At 76.3% G+C, this 12,720-nt stretch carries 9 protein-coding genes; 3 read left to right on the forward strand and 6 right to left on the reverse strand.

Annotation, left to right across the window (positions count from 1 at the left end; genetic code table 11):
• Positions 1-183: 183 nt before the first annotated feature.
• From WMF22_RS46425 to WMF22_RS46435, 3 genes are all read right to left on the reverse strand, one after another.
• Positions 184-1,353: a hypothetical protein gene (locus WMF22_RS46425; protein ID WP_438033919.1), complete on the reverse strand. Its 1,170-nt coding sequence runs from the start codon at positions 1,351-1,353 to the stop codon at positions 184-186.
• A gap of 347 nt (positions 1,354-1,700) precedes the next feature.
• A complete protein-coding gene (locus WMF22_RS46430; protein ID WP_438033920.1) occupies positions 1,701-2,378 on the reverse strand; it encodes a sterol desaturase family protein in 678 nt (225 codons plus the stop codon).
• Between the two features lie 66 nt (positions 2,379-2,444).
• Positions 2,445-2,651, reverse strand: coding sequence for a hypothetical protein (locus tag WMF22_RS46435; protein WP_437296247.1), 207 nt, complete (start codon positions 2,649-2,651; stop codon positions 2,445-2,447).
• A gap of 281 nt (positions 2,652-2,932) precedes the next feature.
• On the opposite strand from WMF22_RS46435, the gene WMF22_RS46440 reads away from it, so the two are divergent.
• The 3 genes from WMF22_RS46440 (at position 2,933) to WMF22_RS46450 (ending at position 6,933) form a co-directional block, all read left to right on the forward strand.
• Complete coding sequence (locus WMF22_RS46440; RefSeq protein ID WP_438033921.1) at positions 2,933-5,725, forward strand: DUF4388 domain-containing protein; 2,793 nt, start codon at positions 2,933-2,935, stop codon at positions 5,723-5,725.
• 50 nt (positions 5,726-5,775) lie between these two features.
• Positions 5,776-6,483: a hypothetical protein gene (locus tag WMF22_RS46445; RefSeq protein ID WP_438033922.1), complete on the forward strand. Its 708-nt coding sequence runs from the start codon at positions 5,776-5,778 to the stop codon at positions 6,481-6,483.
• Between the two features lie 66 nt (positions 6,484-6,549).
• Positions 6,550-6,933: a nuclear transport factor 2 family protein gene (locus tag WMF22_RS46450; RefSeq protein WP_437296250.1), complete on the forward strand. Its 384-nt coding sequence runs from the start codon at positions 6,550-6,552 to the stop codon at positions 6,931-6,933.
• 9 nt (positions 6,934-6,942) lie between these two features.
• Here the strand turns inward: WMF22_RS46450 and WMF22_RS46455 are convergent, their stop codons facing one another.
• The 3 genes from WMF22_RS46455 to WMF22_RS46465 form a co-directional block, all read right to left on the reverse strand.
• Entirely contained in the window at positions 6,943-9,789 is a 2,847-nt protein-coding gene (locus WMF22_RS46455) for an AAA family ATPase (protein ID WP_438033923.1), read from the reverse strand.
• Between the two features lie 82 nt (positions 9,790-9,871).
• Positions 9,872-11,341 (reverse strand): hypothetical protein, encoded by a 1,470-nt coding sequence (locus WMF22_RS46460; protein WP_438033924.1) that lies wholly within the window; start codon positions 11,339-11,341, stop codon positions 9,872-9,874.
• Positions 11,342-11,512: 171 nt separating this feature from the next.
• On the reverse strand, positions 11,513-12,616 hold the full coding sequence (locus WMF22_RS46465; RefSeq protein WP_438033925.1) for a glycosyl hydrolase: 1,104 nt from the start codon (positions 12,614-12,616) through the stop codon (positions 11,513-11,515).
• Positions 12,617-12,720: the final 104 nt, after the last annotated feature.

Here is a 12,720-nt window from a genome sequence, read left to right on the forward strand (position 1 = left end):
GGTTACAGGAGTTCGGGGCAGCCCGTGGGGGCCCGATCGGCCGCGCCGCGCGGCTTCGGGCGGCGGTGCGGCGCGCTCGTCAGGCAGACCACGGAATCGACGGAGCCGCGCCGCGGCAGCGCGACGCGGCGGTCGGTCCTCCCCGGCGCGTTCACGCGCTGCTCCACGGCGCGGGGTCACGCGCTAGGGCGCGCCGCCGTCCGGCTTCGCTCGTCGCGGGGGTGTGACGACCTCATCGGTCGGCGGCGGGGCGGCGTCTCCGCGCAGCGGCGGGGCGGCGTCCCCGCGCGGCGGCGCGTCGCTGTCTGCCTGCGCGGGCGGCGGCCTGGGCGCGGGCGCGAGCGCGGGCTGGCGGAGGCCGCGCAGCGAGGCGAGCCGATCGACGAGGACGCCGGCCTCCTCGGCCGACAGCTTGACGCGCGCGTGGAGCGCCTTGCCCTCGGCCGCGATCGCGATGCGCTCGAGCACGGCCCCGAAGCCGATGAGCCGCGTCGTGAAGTCCGCCGCGCGCGCGTCTCGCGCCGCGCGCAGCTCCGCGCCGAGCGCGGCGCAGGGGGCCTCCGCGTCGCAGAGGACGGCGGCGTGGACGGCGATCTCCGGGCCGAGCGCGACGCTGGCGCCGCCGGAGAGCAGGGACGCCGCGGGCGATCGGCTGGAGCCGCTCAGCGCGAGCTCGCGCCCGATCTCGGCGCGCTGCTCGGGCGTGAGCACCACCGTGACGCGCGCCGCCCCCTCGCCCACGGCGCGGGCGATGTCGTCGTGCGCGGCGCTCGCGCCGACGTTCCCTCCGACGTTCCCGCCGCGGCCCTCGGCGGCGTCGATCATGGCGCGCAGGTACGCGCCCCCGCCGAGCAGGATCGGCCCCCCGGGGCGCACGGCGATCTCGCCGTGGCCCTCGGCGCTCGAGTCCCGCACCGCGCGGAAGCTGCCGATCGCGGAGACGACCGGCCGCCCGCCGCGGGCCTCGATGACCTTGGAGGCGCACGCGAGCAGCGCCTCGTCCTGCACGGCGCCGGCCGCGACCAGCCCGAAGTCGCCGCCCTCGCCCGCCGCCGGGATGGCGATCGCGACCTCGGTCAACGCGGCCACCGGGTCGAAGCCGCACACGTCGCGCACCTTGCCGAGCCCGGGGATCTCGCGCTCCTCGCGCAGGAACGAGGCGAACGCGGGAGAGGCGCGCAGGGCCGGGAGATCGAGCGTCGCGACGAGCATCGCGCCGGCGGGCACGGCGTCGAGCGCGCGCGGCGCGGCGGGGGGGCTCTCCCGCCGGCGGCCGAGGAGCCAGGCGGCGCCGCCGCCGAGCAGGACCCCGGCGAGCAGGAGGACGAGGCCGTCTCTGGTCCGCGGCTGCACGCGCGACCCGTTAGCACACGGCCGCGGCGGACGCCCCGGCGGGCGCGCGCCCCCTCGCGCGCGCCGGCACGTGGCCGAGGATGGCGCTGCGCCCGGACGTGCCCTTGCGCGGCGGCAATGTGCCCTTGTGGGGCGTCGACGTGCCCTTGTGGGGCGGCGACGTGCCCTTGCGCGGCGGCGACGTGCCCTTTGCGCGGCGGCAACGTGCCCTTGTGGGGCGTCAACGTGCCCTTGTGGGGCGTCAACGTGCCCTTGTGGGGCGTCAACGTGCCCTTGTGGGGCGTCAACGTGCCCTTGTGGGGCGTCAACGTGCCCTTGTGGGGCGTCAACGTGCCCTTGTGGGGCGGCTACGCGCCCTTGCGCGGCGGCGACCAGCGCGTCCCGCGGACGAGATCGAACACGGGCACGGTCACGTTGAAATTCCAGCGCTTCATGAGCCGGGGATCATGGTGCCTGCGGTGGTGCTCGCGGAGCCGCGTGAGCCCCGGGAGCCGGTACACCGGGCTGTCCGGCGGCAGGTGATACGCGAGGTGCAGCCACTCGTAGCTCACGAAGAACACCATCGCCGTCGCGAGCCCGAGCAGCGCCGCGTCCGGCGAGAACAGCGCGCCCGCCGCCGCGGCGAGCGGCAGCAGCGAGGCGAGGACCAGGAGCGCCGAGGCCGGCGGCGTCAGCACCAGCCAGAGCTCGCGGGCGCTCCGCAGCGCCATGTCGTCGGCGGTGAAGGCGAGGTGGTGCTCGCGCTCGTGCCGCTCGCACAGCGCGCCGAGCAGCGGCGCCCGCCGGTGCAGCACCGACCTGTGCGCCCACCACTCGAAGGCGAAGCCGAGCAGCAGCGTCGCCGGCACCGCGACGAGCTCGACGGCATCGACGGCGTCGAGGAGGCGCACCGCCGCCGCGAGCACGAGCGCGCCGAGCAGCGTGGGCGCCGCGACGTGGAGCGCCGGGCGGTACCCGCGCGGGATCCGCGCCGCGATCTCCGCGCGCCGCCGCGACCGCGGCGAGGCCGGCTCGTTCACGAGCATCGGAAACTATGAATTCCAAAAAAACAGAACGCAAGCGCGGGCGAGGCCGCCGGCGAGGGGGCGCGCTCAGCTTTCCTGGCGTTCTTCCTTCTGTTCCGCGTGTTCGGCCTGCTCCGCGCCGTCCCCGGGCGCGCCGCCGTCCGTCGCGGGCGCGTCCCGCTCGAACAGCCCGCCGATCGCCTCGCCGATGCGGCCGATCTTCGCGGCGAGCAGCACGACGATGAGCAGGAAGGCCGTCAGGGCGATCTCGTTGTGGGAAGCGCCGAGCACCATGCACCGACGTCTACCACGCGGCGCACACAGCGGGGGGCGACGCGCGGCGGCGCCGACCTCGCGCTCGCGTCGCGGAGGTGATGTCGGCCGGGCGCCCCCAGCGCGGCAGGGGTGGAGACCTCGCCGCTCCGGCGGGGCGGTCGTGGAGGGAGCTGCGCTGCGCGGCGGGAACGTGAGCGGGCCGCGATCGCGTTTGACAGCCCGCCGACGACCGTCGAGAGTCCAGTCGATGCGGGCCCCTGGGCGCTGCTCCGCCGGGCCGCCGCCACGAGATGACCGCCGTGTCCGAGCCCCGCGACGACTACGAAGCAGTGCAGGCGCGCCCGCGCGAAGGCGCCATCCTGCTGGCCGACGCGTCCGCGGACGGGGAGGCGATCGGCGCGGCGCTGCGGGGCCGGGGCTTCGAGGTGATCGCGGCGCCCATCGCCGAGCTCGACGCGCGCCTCGCGAGCGACGCGCCGCGCGTCGTGATCGTCGACATCGACGAGCCCGGCGCGATCGAGGCGCTCGAGCGCCTCTACCTGCGGCCGGGCGGCCTCGCCGCGTCCGTGCTCCTCGTGGGGGATCCGGTCCGCTCGGCGGAGCTCGATCCCCAGCTGTTCGGGCAGGTGTTCGAGCGCCCGGTCGACACCGCCGAGCTCGCCGCGCACGTGAGCGCGGTCGCGGAGCCTGGGCGGTTCCGCGGGGAGCACGCCGTCGAGGCGCGCCTCGCGGCGGGCTTGCCGCTCGACAACGACGTCCCGTCGAACCCCGACTTCGCGAGCGATCTCGACCCGCTCGACGTCGGCTCGGTGCTGCCGCCCCCGGAGGAGGACGGCGACGAGGTCGGTCCGCGCCTCCTGCCGGCGCGGATCAGCCCGGAGCTCGAGGAGATCCTCGTCGCCGCCGAGCAGCGGGTCACGGCGAAGGCGCACCCGTCGAGCATCCCGGCGGCCGAGGAGGAGGTCGATCTGATGCTGTCGTCGGAGCTGCTCTCCGCCCTCGACGAGCCCCTGGATCCGGAGGAGGACGAGCCGCGGACCGGCGCGAGCGCGGCCGTCGCCCCGGTGCCGACCGGGTCGCCCTCGCAGCCGAGGGCGAGCGAAGGCCCGTACGGCGTCGCGCCCGCGCCGCAGCCGGCGGCCACCGGCGCCGAGCACACAGGGCCCGGCGACTCCCTCGTCGAGCTCGCGGAGCCGGGCGACGAGCACGAGGACGACCGCGACGGCGAGCCCGCGTTCGACGGGGCGCACGCGACGAAGCGCGCCGGCCCCGAGCTCGCGGCGCTCTCGCTCGACAGGGAGGCGCACCCGCACGGCAGGGAGGATCGCGATCTCGGCGGTCCCGCGCGCCGGAGCGGCGGCCGCGACGCCGCGCCGCCGACCCCGCGCGACGCGGGCCGGCCCCACGCCTTCGCGTCGCCGCCGCCGCGCCCCGAGCCCGCGTGGGATCGGTCGCCCTCGCCCGTGCCGCGAGAGGAGCCCGCGTGGGACCGCGCCGGCCCTGCGCGCGGCGGCGAGGACGTCGACTGGGCGCGCGCTCCGTCGGGCCGCGTCGAGCCGAGCCTGCGCCAGCGCGTCACCGAGCCGCCGCCGCCCCGGTCGCGCGAGGCCCGCGACGCCCGCGCGCCTGGCTTTCCGCCGTCGCCTGGCGTCGCGTTCGTGTCGCCTCCCTCGGTCGAGGTGAGGACCGCGCTGCTGTCGCCGGTCGGAAGGGCCGAGCCCGAGCCGCTGCCGCCCGTGCCGTCCCCGGCCCGCTCCGCCCCGGCGGGGCGCGCCGCGGCGCCTGCTGGCGGGCCCGTCCCGGCGAGCGCGGGCGCCGGCTCGCTCGGGCGCGGCCTCCTGGCGCCGAGCCCGCCTGCCGCGCCGAGCGCGGCCGCGTTCGGCCGCGGGCCCCTGCCAGCGCCGCCGTCCATGGCCATCTCCGGCGCGGCCCTGCGTGGGCCCGCGCCGCCTCCGCTGCCGCTCGTGCCGCCCGCGCCCGCCACGGTCACAGCGGCCGGGCTCGGCCGCGCCATGGCGCTCGAGCCGATCGACGAGGCGCCGAGCTCCGGCGGGGTGTCCTCGACCACGGTGCTCGGCCCGGGCGACGCCCCGCGCGCGCTGGCCCGCGCGGTGGGCAGCCGCTCCTCCGGCGCCCTCGCGATCACGACCGAGGAGGGCGCGCGGCGCATCGTCCTGCACGAGGGCGATCTCGTCACCGCCGGCTCGAGCATCCCCGAGGAGACGCTGCTCGCCTTCCTGGTCGGGCGCGGCGACCTCGAGCGCGAGGTCGCCGCGCGGCTCGCGGGCAAGCTGCCCGCCTCGGGCCGGCACGCGGGCGCGGCGCTCATCGCGCACGGCCACCTCGGCCAGGACGACCTCTGGCCGGTGCTGCGCGCGCACGCCGAGTGGGTCATCGGCCACGTCGTGCTCGTCGAGGCCGGCACGTGCGACCTCGAGCCCGAGCCGCCGGGCCGCCTCAAGGCGGAGCCGAACGTCTTCGGCGGCGCCACCGGCGCCGAGGTCTTCGTCGAGACGATCCGCCGCGTGATCGCCCCCGAGGTCGCCCTGCGCCGCCTCGGCGGCCCGGGGGCGCGCCTCGACGACGGCGTCCGGCGCAACCTGCTCGGCGAGTGCGCGCTGCGGCGCGAGGAGGAGGAGCTCGTGCGCACCGCGCGCGGCCGCAGCGTGGGCGAGCTCGTGAGCGTGGCGGAGCCCGAGAACGCGAGCGTGCTCTACGCGCTCGTCTGCCTGGAGGTGCTCGACGTCCTCATCCCGCCGTCGATCACCGAGGCGCCGCCCCCGCCGGTGGAGGATCCGCTCGACGAGGAGGCGATCCGGCAGCGCGTCCGGGCGCGGCTCGCGCTGGTGGAGGACGGGGACTATTTCTCGATCCTCGGCATCCCGCGCGACGCGACGAACTACGAGATCCGCCGCGCGTACCTCGCGCTGAGGAAGGCCTTCGAGCCGTCCACCCTGCTCACCGCCGCGACCGTGGACCTGCTCGACGACGTGCGGCTCGTCATCGAGGTGCTCGACGAGGCCTACGAGATCCTGCGCGAGCCGCACAGGCGCGAGCGGTACCGGCGGGCGATCGAGGCGGGGCCGCCGTAGCGGGGAGCGGGGCAGCGCGCGCTCGGTACGGCGCGCGGCGGGCACGGTTGATGAAAGCCGGCGCGGCTGTGCAATGCGCGCTCTCTCCCGGACCGGCGGCGCCGCGCGCGGGCGAGCCGGCGCGCTCCGGTCGATCGGCCGCGGCGGCGCTGATCGCCGCCCTCGCGCTCGCCCCGGGGTGCGTCCGCGAGGCGGCGAAGGAGGCGACCCACGGCACGCTCGAGGCGCTCGAGCGCGGCGCGCAGGACGGGGCCGGGCCCGCCGGACGATCGGCCGAGAGGCCGGCCGAGGGCGCGCGCGAGCGCGAGCGGCCGCTCGTGGGGGCCATCGTCCACGATGCGGTCCGGGCCGGCGCGGCGGAGATCGGGCGGCAGGCCGAGGGCCTGGAGCCGGTCATCGCGCAGACGAGCGAGGCGGTCAGCAGCGCCGTCGTCGAGGGCGCCCTCCAGCACGACAGGGCGCTCGTCACCCTCGTCGAGCAGGGCACGGGCGCCGCGGCGAGGGCCGCGGCGCGCGAGGGGACGGCAGAGCTCATGGAGCAGCTCGCCGGGTGCCCCGCCGGCGACCCGGGCTGCTCGAGCGCCGCGATCGAGCGCGCGAGCCGCGCCGCCGCCACGGGCTTCGCGGACGGCCTGGGGAGGGCGATGCAGCCCTGGATCATCGGCCTCGCGTTCGGCGGGGGGTTCCTGCTCGCCGCGCTGCTCGCCGTCGCCATCGCGGTCTTCGGGCGGCGGCACGAGCGCCCTGCCGCGCACTGAGCGCTCTGCCGCGCACTGACTGAGAGAGGTCCGCCCCTTGCACGCACACGCACCGCAGGAGGCACCATGTCCAAGGCGAGCGAGTTCATCGAAGCCCTGCGTCGGATCGAGGAGAGCGGCGACGTCGAGCCCATGGCGCGGCTGTTCGCGCCCGACGCCGTGCTCAGCAACCCGGCGATCTCGAGGCCGCTCCACGGCCCCGACGGCGCCCGCAACTTCTGGCGCAGCTACCGCCACGCGTTCGGCGAGGTGCGGTCCGAGTTCCGGTGCGTCGCCGAGTCGGATGCGGCTTCCCTCCTCGAGTGGACGAGCCGCGGGACGCTGCCCAGCGGGGCCGAGTTCTCGTACGAGGGCGTGAGCGTCCTCGAGCACCCGGCCGGCGCGATCGCGCGGTTCAGGGCGTACTTCGACCCGAGGTCGCTCGGGCTGCCGCTGAGGCACGCGGCGTAGCGCCGCGCTTCAGCTGGAGCACGCGGCGTAACGCCGCTCGCCGGCCCGCGCGATCGCGTCCACCACGACCTCGCCCTGCTCGACGCCCACGAGCGCCGCCGACCCCTCCTCGAGCTGGCCGCGCAGGATGAGCTCCGCGAGCGGCGCCTCGACGAGGCGCGCGATCGTGCGCTTCATCGGCCGGGCGCCGAGCTCCGGGTCGAACCCCCCGGCGTCGAGCAGCGCGTCGATCGCCTCGGGCTCGACCTCCAGCTCCACGCCGCGCGCCTCGAGCTCGCGCTCCAGGCCGCCGAGCAGCCGCCGCGTGATCTCGGCGACGTCCGCCCGCGTGAGCGGCGCGAAGCAGAGGACCTCGTCGATGCGGTTGTAGAGCTCGGGCGGGAGCGCGGCGCGGGCCGCGGCGAGCATCGTCTCCCCGAGGCGCTCGGGCGACACGGCCGAGGAGGCGCGGGCGAAGCCGACGGAGCGCTCGGACCGGAGCGCGCCGGCCTCCGCCGCGCCGAGGTTCGAGGTCATCACGAGGACCGTGTTCGTGAAGTCCACCCGCCGCCCTCGTCCGTCGGTCAGGCGGCCCTCGTCGAAGACCTGGAGGAACGCCTCGAGCACGTCGCGGTGCGCCTTCTCGATCTCGTCGAGCAGCACCACCTGGTACGGCCTCCGCCGCACCGCCTCGGTGAGCTGGCCGCCGGCCTCGTGGCCGACGTAGCCGGGCGGCGCGCCGACGAGGCGCGCGACAGCGTGCGACTCCGCGTACTCGGAGAAGTCGAGCCGCGTCATCGCGTCGGGCGAGTGGAACAGCGCCTCGGCGATCGCCTTCGCCGTCTCCGTCTTGCCCACGCCGGTCGGCCCCAGCAAGAGGAACGACCCGATCGGGCGGCGCGCGCGCAGGCCGGCCGCGTTCCGGCGGAGCACCCGCGCGATGCGCGAGAGCGCCTCGCCGTGGCCGACAACGTTCTCGGCGAGCAGCGTCTCCAGCGAGAGCATCCGCTCGCGGTCGGTCTCGAGCAGCCGCTCGACCGGCAGGTCGGCGAGCTCGGAGACCACCTCGGCGACCTCGGCGGGGCCCACCTGCCGCGCGGGCTGCGCGGGTTCACGGAGCGCCGCGCGCGACGCGCCTGACGCGCGCGACGCGCCTGGCGCGTTTGACGTCGACGACGCGGACGACGCGCGCCGCCGCGTGCGCGCGCCCGCGAGGTCGAGGATCGAGAGCGCCTTGTCGGGCAGCGCGCGCCCGGGCAGGTAGCGCACGGACCAGGCGACGGCCGAGGCCAGCGCCTCGTCCGTGAACGCGAGCCCGTGGTGCGCGCCGAGCCCGACCGCGACGCTCTGGAGCAGCAGGAACGCCTCGTCCTCCTCGGGCTCGTCGATCTCGACGATCGTGAAGCGCCGCGCGAGCGCCGGGTCGACCTCGATGCTCTTCCTGTACTCCTCGGGCGTGGCGGTGCCGATCAGCGTGAGCTCGCCGCGGGCCAGCGCGAGCTTGATCTCGGCCATCGCCTCGTCGAGCGCGCCGCTGCCGAAGAGCTCCGACAGGCCGTCGATGAACAGGATGACCCGCCCGCCCGCCTCGCGGACCTCGGACCGGAGCGCGGACAGGCGCTCGCTCAGCGCGCCGCGCGCGCCGGTGCCGGCGAGGAGCTCCGAGGGCACGAGCTCGACGACGACGCGCGGCTCCCGCTCGTCGAACGCGAGCCGGTGCGCCACGCCGCGCGCGACCGAGGTCTTGCCGACGCCCGCCGGGCCGAGGAGGCAGGGGTTGTTCGCGTGGCGCTTGGCCAGGACGTCGAGCGCCTGCTCGATCTCGTGCTCGCGGCCGACGATCGGCTCGAGCTCCCCCTGCACGGCCGCGAGCGAGAGGTTGTGCCCGAGCGAGGCGAGGGCCGGGAAGCGCGCGCGGTCGAGGGTGAAGCGCGCCGCGAGGGCGGCGCTCGCGGCGGCGCTCGTGGCGGTCGGCGGCGCGAGCGGCGGGAGCGGCCGCCCCGGCGCGGGCGCGGCGGGCGAGGCGGCGGGAGCGGGGGCAGGGGAGGCCGAGGACGCCGGGGAGGGGGTGGGCGTGAGGGCGATCGGCTCGGCGGCTGCCAGCGCATCGGCCGGCGCCGCGGCGGGGCGGGGGCGCCCCGGCGGGAACAGCGGCGTCGGCGGGAAGAGCGGCACGGTGACGCCCGGGCCGGCGCCCTTGGCGGGCCGCGACTCCGGCGCGCCGGCGCCCCTGGCGGGCCGCAGCTCCGGGACGGCGACGCCGGCGCCCCTGGCGGGCCGCAGCTCCGGGACGGCGACGCCGGCGCCCTTGGCGGGCCGCAGCTCCTGGGACGTGCGCGGCGAGCGCGGCGAGCGCCCCGGATCGGCGGCCTCGCCGCGGGCGCGGCGGGCCGTGGGCGTCGCGCCGGGCGCGGGCGGCGTCTCCGGCGCGCCGCCGTCCTGGAGCAGCCGCGCGGGCGTCCGCCGCGCCTGCACCACGCCGAGCGCGATCTGGAGCGCCGCGGTCCGCAGCCGCGCGAGATCGACCCCCGACTGGGTGAGCGCGCGGTGCGCGGCCGAGCTGCGGTCGGACAGGAGCGCGAGCAGCAGGTGGAGCGCCGCGGGCTCCTTCGCCGTCGCTCGCTTCGCGACGTCGCGCGCGCCCCCCATCGCCCGGCCGATCGGGTCGGGCCCCTCGTCGTCGACCGAGCGGGTCGCCTTGAGCAGGGCCTCGTCGTCGAGCCGCCGATCGCGGAGCAGATCCGCGGCGGGGCCTCCGCTCATGGCGATGGCCGCGAGGAGGTGCACGCTCGACAGGCGCTCCTTGCGCTGGGCGGCGAGGTCCTGCGCGAGCTTGCGCAGCGTGACGAGCTCGGCGTGGGAGCGAGGGCTGGTCATCCTTGCAGAGGTCTCCGGGCTCGGGGTTCGCACGCCGGGCGAGGGCGGGCCAAATTTCGGAGGCCGGCGGCCGCGCGCCGCGTCACTGAGGGATCACCTCCTCGGTCTTGCAGACGGGCGTGGCGGCGGCGAACCCCTCGGCGCACCCGAGGCGCACCGCGCGCAGCCGCGAGGCGGACGAGCTCGACGGCCGCTCCGCCCACGCGATCAAGAGCCCGCGACCGCGCTGCGCGAGCATCGACAGGCTGCCTTCGACCTTCCCTCCCGGGAAAAGGGTGGTCATCCAGGTCAACGTGCCCTCCGTGTCGAGGCGGCGGAGCACGATCCGGTCCTGGCCGCGCGTGTTCGTCTCGACGACCGCGACCACCAGGTCTCCGTCCACCTGCTCGGCGGCCAGCGATTCCGCGACGGGCGTGGAGCACGAGGGGACGGTGATGGGGGGCAGCGCGACCTCCGCCGAAGGGGTCATGCGCGCGACGCGCAGCGCGCTCGGCGCGTCCTCGAGCGGCGCGAGGGTCCAGGCGAGCCACGCGCCGTCCGGGCGGGGGGCCATGCGGAGGCGCGCGACCGGCGCGGCCTCGTGGATCGCCTCCTTCGAGGCCATCGCGATGCCATTGTAGCCGATGCCGATGCCATCTGCGGAATACCGCCCCAGGTAAATGGTCGTCGCCGGTCCGACGCCTGGAAACCTGACGTCGCAGAGGGGCCCCTTGGGGTTCCAATCGGTGGGCGCGCCCAGCGCGGCGCCGAAGAGCCAGTCGCGCAGCACCCATCCCGTATCCTCTTCATCCACTCGCTTCCACCATGCCGCATCGAAGGCGACGGGCGTTGTTGCGCACCCGACGTGCATCCCGCCCGTCGAGCGGCCCACCCCCTCCGACACGGTGTTGACCACCATCCAGTACCGCGGGCCCGGCTCGCGGAACTCGGCGATCGCGAGCTGTTGCGCCCCTGAGGAACGAAACGACACCATGCGTTCGCCGTAGTGCATGCCGATGTGCCGCGACCATGAAGAGAAGGGCTCGCTGCCCTCGCTCCAGGCGCGCGCGACCCTGAAAATGCCGCCTGGGGACAGGGGATCCGGGAAGCGGGTCGTATCGCGCGCTCGGTAAACGACCACGGACTCGAAGTTGTCATCCTCGTCGAGCGGATAGAGCTGCGCCGCCGCGAAGGCATCGCCCGGGATGGTCTGGTGGTTTGCGTCCAGCACCCGCGCCGGCTCGCTGAAGGCGGGCGGCTGCGCTGACCAGGGATCCAGGGTGACGCGCTGGACGATCCGATCCCCCGCCGGGGTCGCCGCCGAGGTGTAGAGATAGACCGGCGCGTCCTTGGCCCCGAGGACCCACTGAGGATCGAGCAGGTCCGTGCCCGGCTGCGCGAGGCTCAGCACGGGCCCCGCGGGCGCGAGGGCGCTGCAGGCGGCTGCCTCGCCGGCGCCGGAGGCCGCGGGCGGTTCCTGCCCCGAGAGCGCGCCGGGCGGCTCGTCTGGAACCGCCGCGCATGTCGCGAGCGCAGGGAGAGCGAAGAGTGACAGCCATGTCCCGCATCGCATCCGGTACCTCCGAGGTGATGGTCGAGGCTGTGTGGCCGCACCTCGTCGCCGCCATCACCCGTTTTCCGGGATCGGGAGGGTCGTTCTGGCCCCACGGCCGGGCGGCGTCCGGGGCGCAGGGCCGCTTCACCCCGTACTCCGGCCGCTCCGCCGCGCGCGGTCGCGCTGTGGTCAGAGCCCCGCGGCGAGGAACCGGGCGAGGAAGCCGCGGGTGCCGGCGTCTCCGAGGGAGTTGCACACCGGCGAGGCGGCGCCGATCGGGCAGTCGACGTCGCGGTCGTAGGACCAGTAGTGGACGCCGGCGAGGCCCTGGGACCTGGCGAAGGCGGCGGTCTCGTCGACGTCGGTGAGCGTGTAGAGCTCGCCGCGGACGTCATTGCCGCCGATCATCGGGGTGAGCTCGATGTTGGCGTAGGGCACGCCGAAGTGATCGTGCAGGTTGTACGCGGCCTGGATCGCCGACTGGCCCATGTCGCACTGGCCGCCGGACACGACGCACACGCCGGGACCGGGCGAGCCGTAGTTCATGGTCATCAGGTTGACGGTGACGTGGCTGGGCCAGGTCGCCGCGCTGCCGTCGAAGCCGAAGACGTCGGCGATCGCGGCCATGGCGGTGTCGCCGAGGGCGTTGAGGCTCGAGCCGATGGTGCTGCCGAGGGAGCGCGCCGTCGGCGCGCCCTCGTTGCTGGCGAGGGTCGCCAGGGTCAGGCTGAAGCGCAGGTTCGGGTACGCGGCGTGCGCGGCCTCGAGGCGCTGCACCAGCGCCGCGATCACCCGTGGCGACTGGCCGGCCTCGATGTCGAGGTCGACGCCGACCAGCTGCGGCCCGGCCCAGCGATCGAGGAAGGCCGCAAAGCCGGCGTCGGAGCCGCACGTGAACGAACCCGCCGCGCCGCCGGTCGACAGGATGTAGCCGACGCCGGCGGCCTCGAGCACCGGGACGTTGGCGGCGGCCATCGCCGCGCCGGGCACGTCGCCCCAGCGCTCGTCGCCGCACTCGCCGGTGGCGAAGGCCAGGCTGACGACGTCGCCGCCGGCGGCCTTGAAGTCGTCGGCGAACACGATCTGGGTCCCTGACACCTTCGTGGAGATCACGCTGGTGTTCCAGTTCATGTGGACGCCGGTGTCCTTGTAGGGGCCGAACAGGAGGGCGCCGTTCCCGTTGCCGCCATCGCCGCCATCGCCGCCGCCGTTGCCGGTGTCGTCGCCGCCGCCGCACGCGGAGGCGAAGCTCGCCGCGGCGATCAGGAAGAGGAGGCGGGTGCAGCGCTTCATCGGGTCCTCGTGAAGGGGCTTCGGGTTCGATCCCGGGCTTGCACGAGGATAGAGCGCTGCTCGCGAGCGCGGCACGTCGTGGCCGACCGGCAGGTGGTGAACTT

This window comes from Sorangium sp. So ce204 (assembly GCF_051526795.1).
GTDB lineage: Bacteria > Myxococcota_A > Polyangia > Polyangiales > Polyangiaceae > Sorangium > Sorangium cellulosum_B.